Genomic DNA, 13,058 nt, shown 5'->3' with positions numbered 1-13,058 from the left:
CTCGCCACGTGCCTGGTCTCGAACCGCAACGACACACCCTGTGTGATCACGACTTGGGCGTGGTGGAAGAGCCGGGCCGGGGCCGGATCCAGGTTCAACTGGTGGTGATCGTCGCACCGAAGGTGGCCTGCGGATAGGCGCTGAAGTTCCTGATGTTGGTCGAGTAGGCCGTGCACCCAGTACTGACCACCCCGCCGGGTGGGGTCTCGGGGATGGCCGCAGAGCATCGGGCGAGGGCGGGGAAGACCACCTTTCCGGACTGGAGCCCGGTGATGGTGAATGTTGCTGTCGCCGAGCCCGCCAGGCTGCCGTCGTTCTTGAAGGTCGCTGTCAGGGAGCAGTTGTCGGTACCGCACGACGACCCGACCCACTGCATCGACGTCTCGTCGAAGTGTGACCTACCGCAGTACAGGGCAGTGCATGGGGTGTATGTGGGGGCAGGGGGAGGTGGCGGCGTGTACATGGGGGCGGGCGGACGCGGTGGCGTGTACGTGAAGGCGGGTGGGGGTGGCGGCGTGTACGTGTGCAGGGGCGTTGGAGTTGGCGATGTGCCGCTGAGTGCGGCCTTCAACTGCGTCCAGTCGTGTATCCCAAAGAAGGCAGCGACAGACAGGGCCAGGCCGATGGCCCCGATGATTAAGCGCCAATCGCTGTTGTCGTCTGCCACTGGTCCCCCGTCATGTCCACTTCAATCATGGGCGGGTGAGCTTACTGAAAAACAGTCAAAGGTTCCACCAATTCCGCTGGCACGAAACCTGCGAGACAGGCCCTGACCCGTTGCCCACCCGAGCGCCGGATGATCACCTGGCGGAGGCTGCGCAGAGTTATCAAGATGCGGTCCTGTCATCGACAGAGCTGGCTGACCGTCACCCGGGGCGGTCGAGTACGCCTGCCGCCACCTCATCGCCGACCACCTCGACATCACCGGCGCCGGCTGGGCACTTGTCGGCGCCGAAGCTGTCGTACGGCTCGCGTCATGGCGACCAACGGCGCCTTCGATCTTTACTCGCACCACCCCGCCCGCCGCGAGCACGGACACTGCCATCCCAGCCCTGGCCAGCAGGACTACGGTCCCACGGCAGGATCAGGGGATCTGGCACCTCTGGCCCGGACCTTCATTTCGAGACAATGGGCGGGGCGAGACCGCCGCACCTGCTCGTCAGACACAGATCCAGCAGTAGAGGCGGTTCCTCGCGCGACCGCCCGGTCGGCCAAGTCGGCTGCCCGGTCGAGGAACTCTGTCAGGACGGCAGCGCTCGGGTGACGGTCTTTCGGCCTGCGGGTAGCTATCTGCGATAGGACGTCGCTCCTCATCACGCGGGATAGGGGAGCTGTCCACGTATCCATTCAGGGTCGGGGTTGGTGTGCGGTCGGCCCGCTACGACGACAGTCGGCACGGTCTCGTTGCCATCGTTGGCCGCTCTGACCGTTGCCGCTCCAGCCGGGTCACGCCAGATGTCGACCCAGTACAACTGGCGGGCGTTACGGCCCAATCGCATGCGCAGTCGCAGGCAGTACTTGCAGCCCGGCCGCCAGAAGACGACCGGCCTGCCGTCGACCGCGCTGCGGCGCTGTGCCTCCAGCGCACTGATCGGCCTTGGGAAAACCAGAGCCGAATGCACAACTGCTATCAGTACAAACGCCAGCAGGAACACTGCGGCTGTGCCGGGGTTCCCCATGATGATCAGTCCAGTCGCAGCAACTGAGCCGCAGAGCACAAGCAACATCGGCAGGATCCACGCGCGCATCATGATGACGCAGGCTACCGATGAAACGGGAGGCGCCGGCGACGAGGTGGACTGCTGTGCCGGTCACGTCGTCGACTTCGCCCCAGCGCTGGGCGGGGACTGCCCCGGCGAGGTTGCCGGCCGCGGGCTCGGTACAGCGCTCTGGTGGCGGACCGAACCGATTCCTCGTCACGAATGCGAGGCCGACGATGACCACGTCCTGGCTGCCCCAGCCCCCCCTCCGCCCGCTCGCCCCGGGCCGCCAGCGCATTGCTCAGCTGCTCACCGCCGCGTCCCCCGGCACCGTCGGCGCCGTCTACGATCCGGGCGCCGACGACGTCGTACAGGCTGCGCTCGCCATGGGCGCCCCGGTGGCCCCGGTCTTGCTGGGGCCTTCCAGCTTGCTCGCCTCCCGAACGGTGTGGAGGTGGACTAGGACGTCGTAGGTCTGGCCGATGGCGACCTCAGGCGTCTTGTCGTTCGGGAACTGTGTGCCGACGCTGTAGGTCGGGCGCGCGATGGCCAGCCAACTGCGGGCGGCGGCAGGGGCCTTGCGCAGGTCGGCGTAGTAGTCGCGGTACCGGACCTGGTCGAGCGTGTACTCGTTCGTGCAGGGACCGGCCGGGCCGACGGTGAACTTCTTCCACTCGCCGCCGAGCGCCTCGCCCTTCGAGAGGAAGGAGCCCTGGTCGAAGGTGGTGCCGACGGCGAGGTAGTCCGCACCCAGGGTGTCGCGGAGGAACGAGCCCTGGGTCTTCGGATACATCGCGGGGTCGGAGGCCACGTAGCCTGCGTGGTCGTTGTGGGCCGACAGCAGGACTCTGCTGCCGGTGCGCCGCTGCCACCATGCCGTGGTCTCGGCCATCACCTGGTCACGGTAGCGCTCCATTGCGGTCAACGATGCCGGGTCGCCGGGGTCGAGGCTCAAGAAGGTGTAGGTCTGGGCGATGTTGCGGGCGCTCTGGAGAACGAAGTCGACGTCCTCGCCGCCCCTGGATTTCTGACGTTGTACAAGTTCCAGTACCTGCTGCGCCTTGGCCGCGTTCTGCTGCCGCTCGGCGAGAGGCCGTTGAAGGTAGGCGATCGCGTCGTCGAGCGGGCGGAGGCCGGTGAGGAGCTCGGTCAGGCGCGGCAGGGATTCAGGATGGGTCCGCGACACGTAGTCGGTGACGTTGTCGAAGACCCGCTCGTCGAGTGTGGGCGCGCCGATGTCGTCGCCCAGGAAGTGGACAGGGCGTTCTGGGTGCTGGCGGTTGTGGTCACGCATCCACTGGACGAGGGTCACGAACTCCTGGCGGTCCCAGGGAGATCCGGCCATCACTTCGTGGACGACCTGCCGTGCGTCGCCGTTGCCGTGCTGGAGGTAGTCGTCGATCCGCAGACCTGCCGACCAGCTGATCTCCAGAGCGAAGGTGGTGAATCCCTTCTGCTCGACGAGGTAGCGGAAGAGCCGGTCCTTCAGGGCGAAGAACTCGTGCGAGCCATGCGTGGCCTCACCCACGCCGACCACCTTGGCATCGCCGACCATCACCCCGAGGGCTTGTAGATCGGCTGTGCCGGTGCCCGGCTCCGTCGACCGCAGCGGATGGGCGATCCGGTCCAGCGCGCGGACGGACGCCGATGCGTCGGCCGGTGCGGACGCCGCCGGTGTGGATGCCGACGGTGCTGCGTACGCGGCCGCCGCGGGGGCCAGCGTCGTGGCCAGGGCGAGGGCCGCCGCGGCGAGATGCTTCCCGTTGCTGATCATGTGTGATCACGTTCCCAACGTGCTTGTTGTCCGGTGCTGCTGAGAAGATCGTCACGTGTGCGGGGGCCCCGGCGCGCTGGGGCCGGCCCGACACCTTTCCGGGGGATAACCCCATGACCCGGCTTCGGGGGCAGTCACCCTGGGCCCGGCAGGACGGGTCGGGAGCAGTGCCCTGTCCCGGGCATCCTCGTTCGTCACCACAGGTGTCTGCCGCTCGCGGCGGGCCAGTCCATCCGACACGACGAGCGGATCGGACCACATCACCTGAGCAACGAACAGACCGGCAAAGGCAGGACAGTTGAGAGGGGCCCGTCTGCGCCCCAACGACGGTGGCGGACGTGAGAGGGAGGCCGAATAGGTAGGCTCAGTCCGTTTTAGACTCTTGGAATCCCACCACGGCCGCGCCGTGCTCGTGAGCCCACTCGGTCAGCACGGCGATCGGCTTCACCAGCGTCCGGCCCAAGTCCGTCAGCACGTACTCGACCTTCCCGGCTTCGGCGTGGCGGTCGACAAGCCCGTACTCCTGCAACCGCCGCAGCGTCTGGGTCAGCACTTTCCGCGAGATTCCGCCGATCAGGTCGACCAACTCGCCGTGCCTGCACGGTTCGCGGCTCAGCGCGAACAGCACGACCACCGCCCATTTGTCGGCGATGATCTCGATCGCCAGCCGAGCCGGGCAGTCGGCGAGGAAGACGCTGCCGGGGTACTCACGCATGCCCCGACGGTAGCCCACTGCCAGGAACCTGGAGGTGCCTACCGCCTCAGTAGCGTCCACCGCGGAAGCCAACGAGCAGGGGAGTCGAATGAGAGCAGTAACCGGCTGGCCGGGCGGGCGAAAAGTCGTCGCGCTGGTCACCGTCGCGTTGGAACTGTGGTCACCAGGGCATTGGCCCGCCTACGCGCCGATGGCCGTGGCGTGGCCGCTGTCCGGCATCGACGACACACACAGCACCTCCTGGGCGGAGTACGGCGTCACCACCGGCATCTGGCGGCTCCTCGATGTCCTCGGTGACCTGCCCGCCACCGTCGGCGTCAACGGACTGGTCGCCGAGCGGTGTCCCGAGACCGTCATGGCCGTGCACGAGGCGGGTCACGAGATCACCGCACACTCCTGGGCCCAGGACGTGGTGCCCGCGCTCCTCGATGTCGACGCCGAGCGGACCAATATCCGCCGCTGCACCGACATCCTTGGCCAAGTCACCGGCGTTCGCCCGACGGGGTGGATGAGCCCACGCGCCACCGGTTCGAGGCACACTGACGACCTGCTCGCCGAGGCCGGCTACCGCTGGACCGGCGACCGCGGCGACCATGACCTCCCGCAGGTCCTGTCCACCGCTCGCGGTCCTCTGGTCTCCCTCATGCACAGTGACCACTCCGACGTCCGCGACGCTGCGGCCGGTCCGTACGCCTACCGCGACCTGCACCGTGAGCTGCTGAACCAGATCCTCGCCGAGGCCGGCCCAGGCGTCTTCCGCCTGACCATCCACGCCCATGTCGCAGGCCGACCGCTCCTCGCGGGTATGGTCGGCCAGATCCTCGACCACATCCGCGAGTCCGGCGACGTCTGGGTTGCCACCCACGCCCAAGTGGCCGAACACGTCCTGACACACCAGGGAAGAACGCCATGACCCACGTCCTCGTCGTCGGCGGCACCGGGGCCACGGGCAGCCATGTGATCCAACACCTGTTGGCCACCACCGACGCCACCATCACCGTCCCCAGCCGCCACCCGGGGTCTGCTCACGCCACCGAACTCGCCGCCATCGCGCCCGACCGCGTGCGACTGGTCCGTTCCGACTCGGCGGCCCTTGAGGTCCTGATCGGGCAGGCCGACCGCGTGTTCGCCAACACCGACTTCTTCGCGACGGGCAGCGCCGTGGGCGAGTATCAGCAAGGGCTGCACTTGCTGGCCGCCGCGGAGCGGGCCGGCGTGGAGCGTTTCATCTGGTCCTCGTTGGACAGCGCGGTGTCCTTGACCGGCCACCCCGTCCCGCACTTCGACAGCAAAGCCGCAGTCGCAGCCCACATCGACCTGATGCGGTCGGAGGAAATGCTCCGCAAGGAGACCGACGGCTGGTACACGGACCACGTCTCGGTGCTGACCACGGCGCCGTACTTCGAGAACCTGCGGGATCGACTCGCCCCCCGACCGGACGGCCGGGGCGGCCTGACCTTCAACCTCCCCCTCGGCGCCGCCCACTACCCGCTCGTCGCCCTCGACGACATCGCCTGGTTCGCCTGCCACATGTTCGACAACTGGCAGTCCTGGGGCGCCCGCGACCTCGCGGTGATCGGCGACAGCCTCACCGGCGACGAGATCGCAGCTGCCTTCGCTCAGGTCACGGGCACCCCCAGCACCTACATCCCGATGCCGCATGACGAACTGCGCGCCGTCGTCCCCGACTTCAGCCACGACTACGCAGCGATGTTCCAGTTCTTCGCCAACCGTGATCTCTACGCCCGAGACCGGGACATCAACCTCCTGCGCCGTCTGCACCCCGACCTGATGACCTTCAAGGACTGGCTGCACCACACCGGATGGACGGCATGATCACCCACCACGTCAACTCCGAACGCAGGCACGCAGAACAGGGCTCGTCGCTCCGGACCGGGACCGACGCCGGCCCGAGCCGTTGTTGCCGAAGGGAACAAAGGCGGGGCGGCCGCCCGTCTGGCCTCGGCGCCAGCTGATCGACGGCATACGGTTCCGGGTCCGGACCGGTGTTCCGCGGCGGGACGCGCCCGTTGAGTACGGGCCGTGGGGCCCGGATCTACGACGTGTTTCACCGATGGCAGCGGGCCGGCACCTGGCCGTCGAGCAGGGCCAGAAGCCCAAGTCGATCGTGGCCACCATCCCGGAGAAGGCCGACCAGGCACGCAACCGCAGAAAGCGCGGCTCCAGTGGTGGCCCCATTCCGACCGCATGGCGCTGGGGATCAGCTGCCTCAAGAGACACCGCGCCGTCGCCACTCGATATGACAAGCTCGCCGTCCGCTACGAGGCGACTGTCCTCTTCGCGGCCATCGATGAGTGGCTGTGATCGAAACTCGTCGCTAGAGCTCGTGGTCCTGGGCCAGTTCCTCCCAGAGAATGCTGCGAAGGGCGAGGTCGGCGTCCTCACCCGAGGGAACATCCAAAACGGTCTGGAACCAGACCACGATGAGGGAGGAACGGTGTAGCACCGGGTCGAGCTCAGGGGCGACCGCCGTCGAGTGGAAGGCGCCGATGCAGGCCACGGAAGGCAGCACCTCGACGGGGCCGAAGGCACCGGCGGTCTGGTCCGAGTACTCGCGGGAGGGTGGAACCAGGTGGACCGGCATGGTGGGAAACGCACATTCAGCCTGCTGCTGGAGGCCACGGACCTTCATGTCATTGATGGGCTTGCATGGGTAGCCCATCAGCATCCCTCCGTAGGTCGAAGACATACGCAGCTCGGTGAGCTCGATCGAACGGCCGGACGAGAGGACTATGTGGCTCAGCGACATGGCGACACCCTATGCGCACGATTCATTTGGGATGTCAGCATCACCTGGGATGTCAGCGTCGATTCAACGGTGTGCCGCGCTCATCAGCACGCCGCCGGGGCGGTCAAAAGGGGGATCTCCAGAAGGAGCCGCTCGGCGGTGTCGAGGTCGAGCCGGACGACCACGGGCTCGGGCGCTCGCGAGGTGGGCCGATCACCAAGGGTCCATCTCGCAGTTCGAACCGGTCCTGGAGCGGATCCGAGTCCCTCGGGTGGGGCCACGACCTGACAAGGTGCGGGCGGACAAGGCGTACGGCTCCCGGAGGAATCGCGCCTACCTGCGCCGACGTGGGATCCGACGCACGATCCAGGAGAAGAAGGACCAGATCCGCAACCGCAAGAAGCTTGGCTCCCGCGGTGGCCGGCCACCGACGTTCGACAAGGCCGATTACCGCGAGAGGCACGCGGTCGAATGCGGGACCAATGGCCTCAAGCGCCACCGGGCCGTGGCCACGAGGTATGAGAAACTCGCCGTCCGCTACGAAGCGACCGTGCTGGTCGCGGCCATCACGAGTGGCTGTGACCACACGGCCACCAGCCTTCAGTTAACCCTTTGCCGAGGAGCTGATGGGCCAGCTAAGTTCTCCCAGCCGTCCATGTTGATCCGGACCGGCACTGTCGACCAGGAGGTGTGGAGCACATGCGCAGGAGTGCCCAGCAGTTGAGCCCGCGTACTGACCTTTGCCACCTCCTCACGACGGAGACACCTTGTCGCTACGCATCACCCCACTGACCGACCCCGCTCACGGGGCACACAGCCGACGCCTTGCATGGCTGGCGTCCGACGACGATTCCATCCCCGTCGGGACGGCCTTTCTGCGCCTGTTCGATGGCGGACAACAGCATCTGGCCGAACTGACCCTCCACGTTCATCCCGTGGAGCGCCGCAAGGGCGTCGGCTCCCAGCTCCTCGACACCGTCGTGGCCGCCGCCCGGGGCAACACCCGACGCTGCGTCAGCGCACAGGCCCAGGCCGGATCGCCCGGCGACCACTTCCTGCCGACTCACGGCTTCCGCAAGGTGCTCACTCTGAGGTTCGCCCGCTTGGCGCTGGCTGACGTGGACGCCATCGCCCTTGCCGAGGTCATTGAGCGTCCCCATCCCGGCTACCGGCTGGTGTCATGGCAGGGAACCGTCCCTGACGCCCTCGCCCAGACGTTTGCCGACTCACGCCGGGCCATGGACGACATGCCCATGGACGACACCGACTACGGCACCGTGGCCTGGGACGTGGACCGGGTCCGGGCTGCGGCGAAGGCCGTCGAAGAGCGCGGCGACCATCTGCACACGGTCGTCGCCATCGACACTGCTGACGACTCGATCGCCGGATTCACCGAACTCGTCATCCCCGGCAATGGCAGGGGTGATGGCCAGCATTACGGCACCGGCGTGCTGCCCGAGCACCGCGGACACGGCCTCGGCCAATGGATGAAGGCCGAGTCGATCCGGCAAGCCCATGGGCGCTATCCAGACCTCGGCGGCCTCCTGACCGACACCGCCGACAGCAACACGCACATGAGACACATCAGCGACAGCCTCGGCTACGTGCCCACGCACACGACACTCCAGTACCAGCTCGACCTGTAGAGACGAGCGGGCGGGCCGGACCTGAGCGTCACCTCGTCCGACCCGTCGGCACTTTCACAACATGCCCTATGCCCACCGCCGATGTTGAGCGGCTGTGGATCGTGGACGGGACTCTCAGCCCGGTCCGCGGCCGTTCCGTAGGCGCCTCGTCGCGCAACTATCGGTTCTCGGCGAACGTGCAGGTCATCATCGACGCCGACACCCGCCTGGTCATTGCTGCAGCCCCAGCGCGGCGGGCTCCGGGCAACAAGGCCGACGCGCATGTCTGGCATGTGTCGGATCTACCCGCAAAGGTTGTGAGGACGACGGTGATCGCGGACGGCGCCTACTCCGCGACTGCCGTCAGAAAGGCGACGGCTTCCATCACGCCGTCCAGACCGTCGCCACCATGTACAACCTCGCCCTGGCGCGGTGAAACAGCAGGCCAGACACCGATCCAGCCTGCCTGAGACAGACCTTCCGCAACAACCTTTAGGCCGTGCGCTAACGCGCCGAAGCCTCGGGAGGTACTTGCAGCATCTCAAGCGGGGCGGGCGCAGCACGAACGTGGGTGGCGGCCTCAGCAGAGATTCCAGCCGCCCGTGATCCAGGTGAAGTTGTCGAAGGATTCCCAGCCCGTGGTCTCGGAGCCAGAAATGCGCCCGTACAGCCACAGGTTCCCGTAGGCGTTGTAGTAGCCACACCACACGTAGAACCTCGTGTTGGCGCTGACCTCGACGATACTGCCGCACTCGGAAGCTGGGCCGTTCTTCAGGTTGTAGCTCCCCTTGAAGAACACCAACCCGTCGGAGTTGTTGTGGGCCTTCGGTCCGCTACACGCGCTCGCGGCGCTGGCCGGTGTCGAGGTGGCGCCGAGACCGAGACCGCCCAGCAGAGCTGTGGACGCGAGGAGAACGCACAACCGCTTCTTGATACGCATCAGTGGTGCCTCCGTGTGATTGCCTCTGGTGCAGAGCAATCAGCAGGAGGGCAACGAGGAACGCCCGGGTCGTCAATCCATGGTTGGAGCCGTGGGTAAACCCTTGCGGTAGCTTCAACTCCTCCTATTGTGCGGGTAGTTGCTGGTGACAGCATCGCCAGGATTCGGAGTGGATCAGAACTCGGCCAGCTTGCCGGTGACATGCCCGTCAACCTTGGCGGGTGTCCACGGGGCATTCTCCACCACTCGGTTCGCCGCTGTCCGGTCCGCTGAAGATCTTTGATGATGCGGGTTACGGCGGTTGGACGGCGCGCGGGTGGGACGGTTGGTCCGGGCTTCGAATAGCGGCTCTGTGCGCCCAGGGCGCTGAGCTGATGGCGTTCGTTCCCAACCCGTGCGTTGCCAAGGCTCACGGGCCCAAGGCGTACCACTACAAGGATGGCCAGATATCCTCCTGCATCGACTACGAGGATCCCGACTACGTCGGAGAACACTGGCCCAACAAGATGGCTCCTCTTATCACGGCGGCCGGACTGGATTGTCAGAACGAGACCTACCAGGAGCAGCTGACCCAGCTGATCTGTGACCACCTGGGATTGCCCGCACTGGATCGCGACACCATCATGGTGGACCGCGACCTGGTGGCCTCGTACTTCTAGGAAATCCTTAAAGCGGGCGCGGTTATGGAGGTTGGAGATCGAGCCCGGATTTGGTGATGGGGCCCTCGATGAGGCGTGGGTGGTACTGCACCCGCTCGCACATGGAACGGCTGACGTGCGTGTTCCGGTTGTTCCACACCAGGACGACGGGGCCGCCGAGTTGCTGGTGCGCGGCATCCAGCAGGCGGGCGTAGCCGGTGTCGGCGAAGCCCATGCGACGGCTGGAGGCCAAGGCCTGCCGGGTGCCTGACGCCAACGCGTACCGCCGGTGTTGGCGCGATCCGCTCGCTGGTTCCTGCTCAGTGGTGAGGGGATCCTCAAAGACACCTCTGGCCGCGGTTTCGCGGAGCGATGAGAGGCGCCGCTCGTAGGGGCTGCCCTACCCCGTTTCGGGGGCTGACCGGAGTGCCCGCGGCTGGAGCCGCGTGATCCGCTAGCTCGTACGGGAGTTGTGCGGCAGAGGGGTGGACGGGTGAAGGCTCGGATCGGATATTCCGCGTGGATCGCGGGTGTGGTGCAGTTCTTTGTGATTCATGGGATCACCGAGTCAGCCTGGATGAGACCGTACAGTTGGGCGCGGAACAACATCAGTGACCTGGGCAACGTTCACTGTGCCGTGCAGCGGGAACCCGAGCCGCGGTATATATGTTCGCCCGAACATGACTTGATGAACGTCTCTTTCATCGCCCTGGGGACGCTGCTCGTGGTCGGTGTCGCGCTGACTGGTCCCATGTGGCGCCGAGGCGCGAGCGCCACTGTGGCCCGGCTTCTATTGGCCGGTGCCGGCCTGGGATTTGTGCTCGCCGGGCTGGCACCTGCGGACGTACACGAGAACCAGCACGTTCTGGGCGCCCTGCTCATCATGGGAACGGGCAACATCGGCCTCGTGCTGGCGGGAGCGGGCCTGTCAAACGCTGTTCCGGCGCTACTTCGTTGGGCAGCCGGCCTGCTGGGTATCACGGCGATCACGGCCTTTGGGCTCTTCTCTTCCCACCATTACCTGGGCCTGGGTATGGGAGGAATGGAGCGGGTCGCGGTGTTTCCCCTCCTGATGTGGACGCTGGCTGCCGGCGCCCTCGGTCTGTTCCGTCAGGCAACAGCCCACACTGTCCCCCGACGACGCCGGAGCATCACAGGAGTGTGAGGCCGAGGGTGGCGTGACGGCGTCGAGATCATGGCGTAGGAAGTCGGCGAAGTCCTGCGTCGGTTCGCGACGAGATCACGCTCCCTGAGCCCCGGTACCACGGGAGTTGCGGCGGCCGGTGAACTGCCAACAGGGAGCTTAGAAAGCCTGGGTTATACCCTGCCCGGTCTCCTCGCGGTGGCCGATGAACTGCAGTCGGCGGAACTCCGTCTGGCATTCACGAGATTCGGGCAGCACATCGACACGTGTTCACGGCTTTGGACAGCGCTCTTGTGGCTCGGCGTTCGGCTCCTGGTCGGCAGTTGCGGCATTGTGGCCTCCGCTGAATTCCCGGAATTGGCGAGGGCCGTCGACATGCCTCGGCTGACCGAGCACGGCCTTCCTCTCCAGCGGGTCGAGCAGGAGCTTGGTCCAGGTGCGAGTCAGCCAAGCCTGGAGCCGGTCCGGGCTCCACTCGCGCTGGCGCATCAACAGGCCGCTCACTTGCGGGGAGTTGAAGACCCAGAGGGTGTCGCGGATGTCTTCCTCGGTGACGCCGTCGGCCAGGCAGCCCGCGCTCCTGGCCTTGTTCGCGATGGATTGGGCGAGGACCGTCATGCCCCGCAGTCGCTGTCCGTCCAGATCGGCGACCAACTCCGCCACGGCCGGGTCGTTGGGTGCGGCGGTCCAGGCAGCGAGCAGCAGGCCGCCGGCGCGCTCGGTGACGTCACGGACGCGGGCGGCGTACATGGCCAGGACCAGGAAGGGGTCCGGTTCGGCGAGCATGTGTTGGGCAGAGTCCCGCTGCATGACCGGCACCGGCCCGTCGTCTCCGGCCAGGGCGATGTCGATGGCGTGCTTGAGCAGGTTGGCCTTTGTCCCGAAGGCTGCGTACGCGGTCTGCACCGACACGCCCGCCGCTGCCGCTACCTCTGTCAGCGGGACCGACGCGTAGCCGCGGTCGGAGAAAAGCGCGGCGGCCGCGTCGACGATCCGGCGCCGGTTCTGGCGGGCCTGTTCCTGGCGGCCGCTGGCGTCATAGGACCGCTTGGCCTTGGGCTCCATTCGGATAGAGTAGCAGTAAATCGAATGGAGTTTTACTCCATCTGAAGAGGGGCATGCGCCCCACGGCGCGGCGCCCCGGACGGGAGCGCACCTCGTGGAGCCACCGACCACGACGTCAACGAACCGAGCCGCCGCCCAGGACCTAAAGCAGCTGTGCGCCCGCGCCATCCAGGTCATGGCCACAAACGATCTGCCGGACTTTGCATCGGTCTACCACCCGCGTGCCACCAATCAGGAAGCGGACCACGAACCCGCTGCCTGCCGTCAGTCGGGGCCCGCTGCCTTCCGCGCCACCGCGCTGTGGCTGCGAGCCGCCTTCGCCGATCTGTCGTGGCAGATCAACTCGGTGGTCGCGGAGGGCGACCTCGTCGTCGTACACGCCAGCATGTCCGGACGCTATATCGGCCCGTTCGTCACCTACGACCTCGCCGGGGCCGTCGAATCGGCGATGCCGCCGACCGGGAAGCAGTTCAGCGTCGCCGAGACCCACTGGTTCCGCCTCGCCGACGGCCAGGTGATCGACCACTGGGCCAACCGTGACGACCTGACCATGGCCAAGCAGCTCGGCTGGGTCCCGCCAAGCCCGCTGTTCCTGCTGCGCATGGCACTGGCTAAGAACCGTGCGCGACGTGCCTCCGTGTGAGTGGCCGCGTCGGCCGCTCCGAGCAGTGGGGTGGTAACTGTGCCCGACCCGAGGCGACTTGACCT

Annotated in this window: 15 protein-coding genes and 2 pseudogenes; 9 read left to right on the top strand and 8 right to left on the bottom strand. The window is 66.7% G+C overall.

The genetic code is table 11. The annotated features are described in order from the left end of the window. Positions 1 to 94: 94 nt before the first annotated feature. From OHA17_RS01895 to OHA17_RS01880, 4 genes are all read right to left on the bottom strand, one after another. Positions 95 to 376, bottom strand: a complete 282-nt coding sequence (locus OHA17_RS01895) for a hypothetical protein (protein WP_406503417.1) — start codon at positions 374 to 376, stop codon at positions 95 to 97. 937 nt (positions 377 to 1,313) lie between these two features. Further along, positions 1,314 to 1,751, bottom strand: a complete 438-nt coding sequence (locus tag OHA17_RS01890; RefSeq protein ID WP_406503415.1) for a glutaredoxin domain-containing protein — start codon at positions 1,749 to 1,751, stop codon at positions 1,314 to 1,316. A 292-nt stretch (positions 1,752 to 2,043) separates the two neighbouring features. Further along, positions 2,044 to 3,474 (bottom strand): erythromycin esterase family protein, encoded by a 1,431-nt coding sequence (locus OHA17_RS01885; RefSeq protein WP_406503413.1) that lies wholly within the window; start codon positions 3,472 to 3,474, stop codon positions 2,044 to 2,046. 364 nt (positions 3,475 to 3,838) lie between these two features. After that, on the bottom strand, positions 3,839 to 4,189 hold the full coding sequence (locus tag OHA17_RS01880) for a winged helix-turn-helix transcriptional regulator (RefSeq protein ID WP_406503411.1): 351 nt from the start codon (positions 4,187 to 4,189) through the stop codon (positions 3,839 to 3,841). A gap of 88 nt (positions 4,190 to 4,277) precedes the next feature. Here OHA17_RS01880 and OHA17_RS01875 point away from each other — a divergent pair, with 88 nt between their 5' ends. The 3 genes and pseudogenes from OHA17_RS01875 to OHA17_RS01865 all read left to right on the top strand — a co-directional run. Further along, the gene (locus tag OHA17_RS01875) at positions 4,278 to 5,102 is read left to right on the top strand and encodes a polysaccharide deacetylase family protein (RefSeq protein WP_406503409.1); all 825 of its coding nucleotides are present in this window, start codon (positions 4,278 to 4,280) and stop codon (positions 5,100 to 5,102) included. Further along, the gene (locus OHA17_RS01870; protein WP_406503407.1) at positions 5,099 to 6,025 is read left to right on the top strand and encodes an NmrA family NAD(P)-binding protein; all 927 of its coding nucleotides are present in this window, start codon (positions 5,099 to 5,101) and stop codon (positions 6,023 to 6,025) included. Before OHA17_RS01875 ends, OHA17_RS01870 begins: the two co-directional genes overlap by 4 nt. An 82-nt stretch (positions 6,026 to 6,107) precedes the next feature. Then, positions 6,108 to 6,176, top strand: a pseudogene (locus tag OHA17_RS01865) (hypothetical protein); the annotation flags it as partial. A gap of 351 nt (positions 6,177 to 6,527) precedes the next feature. Here the strand turns inward: OHA17_RS01865 and OHA17_RS01860 are convergent. Next, a complete protein-coding gene (locus OHA17_RS01860; RefSeq protein WP_406503405.1) occupies positions 6,528 to 6,959 on the bottom strand; it encodes a hypothetical protein in 432 nt (143 codons plus the stop codon). On the opposite strand from OHA17_RS01860, the gene OHA17_RS01855 reads away from it, so the two are divergent. The 3 genes and pseudogenes from OHA17_RS01855 to OHA17_RS01845 all read left to right on the top strand — a co-directional run. After that, a complete protein-coding gene (locus OHA17_RS01855) occupies positions 6,943 to 7,662 on the top strand; it encodes a transposase (RefSeq protein ID WP_406503403.1) in 720 nt (239 codons plus the stop codon). The two genes, OHA17_RS01860 and OHA17_RS01855, sit on opposite strands and share 17 nt — an antisense overlap. A 43-nt stretch (positions 7,663 to 7,705) precedes the next feature. Then, on the top strand, positions 7,706 to 8,584 hold the full coding sequence (locus OHA17_RS01850; protein ID WP_406503401.1) for a GNAT family N-acetyltransferase: 879 nt from the start codon (positions 7,706 to 7,708) through the stop codon (positions 8,582 to 8,584). A 71-nt stretch (positions 8,585 to 8,655) separates the two neighbouring features. Beyond that, a pseudogene (locus OHA17_RS01845) lies at positions 8,656 to 8,999 on the top strand (transposase); the annotation flags it as partial. Positions 9,000 to 9,143: 144 nt separating this feature from the next. Here the strand turns inward: OHA17_RS01845 and OHA17_RS01840 are convergent. Further along, a complete protein-coding gene (locus OHA17_RS01840) occupies positions 9,144 to 9,503 on the bottom strand; it encodes a hypothetical protein (RefSeq protein WP_406503399.1) in 360 nt (119 codons plus the stop codon). Between the two features lie 221 nt (positions 9,504 to 9,724). On the opposite strand from OHA17_RS01840, the gene OHA17_RS01835 reads away from it, so the two are divergent. After that, entirely contained in the window at positions 9,725 to 10,162 is a 438-nt protein-coding gene (locus OHA17_RS01835) for a hypothetical protein (RefSeq protein ID WP_406503397.1), read from the top strand. A 22-nt stretch (positions 10,163 to 10,184) separates the two neighbouring features. Here OHA17_RS01835 and OHA17_RS01830 read toward each other — a convergent pair whose 3' ends face one another. Further along, positions 10,185 to 10,394 (bottom strand): hypothetical protein, encoded by a 210-nt coding sequence (locus OHA17_RS01830; protein ID WP_406503395.1) that lies wholly within the window; start codon positions 10,392 to 10,394, stop codon positions 10,185 to 10,187. A 240-nt stretch (positions 10,395 to 10,634) separates the two neighbouring features. Here OHA17_RS01830 and OHA17_RS01825 point away from each other — a divergent pair, with 240 nt between their 5' ends. After that, on the top strand, positions 10,635 to 11,306 hold the full coding sequence (locus OHA17_RS01825) for a DUF998 domain-containing protein (RefSeq protein ID WP_406503393.1): 672 nt from the start codon (positions 10,635 to 10,637) through the stop codon (positions 11,304 to 11,306). Positions 11,307 to 11,555: 249 nt separating this feature from the next. Here OHA17_RS01825 and OHA17_RS01820 read toward each other — a convergent pair whose 3' ends face one another. After that, positions 11,556 to 12,350 (bottom strand): TetR/AcrR family transcriptional regulator, encoded by a 795-nt coding sequence (locus OHA17_RS01820; RefSeq protein ID WP_406503391.1) that lies wholly within the window; start codon positions 12,348 to 12,350, stop codon positions 11,556 to 11,558. A 94-nt stretch (positions 12,351 to 12,444) separates the two neighbouring features. Here OHA17_RS01820 and OHA17_RS01815 point away from each other — a divergent pair, with 94 nt between their 5' ends. Further along, a complete protein-coding gene (locus OHA17_RS01815) occupies positions 12,445 to 12,993 on the top strand; it encodes an ester cyclase (protein WP_406503389.1) in 549 nt (182 codons plus the stop codon). Positions 12,994 to 13,058: the final 65 nt, after the last annotated feature.

The organism is Streptomyces sp. NBC_00212 (assembly GCF_045206365.1).
GTDB lineage: Bacteria > Actinomycetota > Actinomycetes > Streptomycetales > Streptomycetaceae > Streptomyces.
The sequence above is the reverse complement of the archived record's forward strand: the minus strand, read 5'-3'. Positions and strand labels throughout refer to the sequence as shown.

Excerpts from the sequence above, each read along its gene's own strand:
- OHA17_RS01895 (WP_406503417.1), bottom strand. The coding sequence starts at position 376 with ATGCAGTGGGTCGGGTCGTCGTGCGGTACCGACAACTGCTCCCTGACA.
- OHA17_RS01890 (WP_406503415.1), bottom strand. The coding sequence starts at position 1,751 with ATGATGCGCGCGTGGATCCTGCCGATGTTGCTTGTGCTCTGCGGCTCA.
- OHA17_RS01885 (WP_406503413.1), bottom strand. The coding sequence starts at position 3,474 with ATGATCAGCAACGGGAAGCATCTCGCCGCGGCGGCCCTCGCCCTGGCC.
- OHA17_RS01880 (WP_406503411.1), bottom strand. The coding sequence starts at position 4,189 with ATGCGTGAGTACCCCGGCAGCGTCTTCCTCGCCGACTGCCCGGCTCGG.
- OHA17_RS01875 (WP_406503409.1), top strand. The coding sequence starts at position 4,278 with ATGAGAGCAGTAACCGGCTGGCCGGGCGGGCGAAAAGTCGTCGCGCTG.
- OHA17_RS01870 (WP_406503407.1), top strand. The coding sequence starts at position 5,099 with ATGACCCACGTCCTCGTCGTCGGCGGCACCGGGGCCACGGGCAGCCAT.
- OHA17_RS01855 (WP_406503403.1), top strand. The coding sequence starts at position 6,943 with ATGTGGCTCAGCGACATGGCGACACCCTATGCGCACGATTCATTTGGG.
- OHA17_RS01860 (WP_406503405.1), bottom strand. The coding sequence starts at position 6,959 with ATGTCGCTGAGCCACATAGTCCTCTCGTCCGGCCGTTCGATCGAGCTC.
- OHA17_RS01840 (WP_406503399.1), bottom strand. The coding sequence starts at position 9,503 with ATGCGTATCAAGAAGCGGTTGTGCGTTCTCCTCGCGTCCACAGCTCTG.
- OHA17_RS01820 (WP_406503391.1), bottom strand. The coding sequence starts at position 12,350 with ATGGAGCCCAAGGCCAAGCGGTCCTATGACGCCAGCGGCCGCCAGGAA.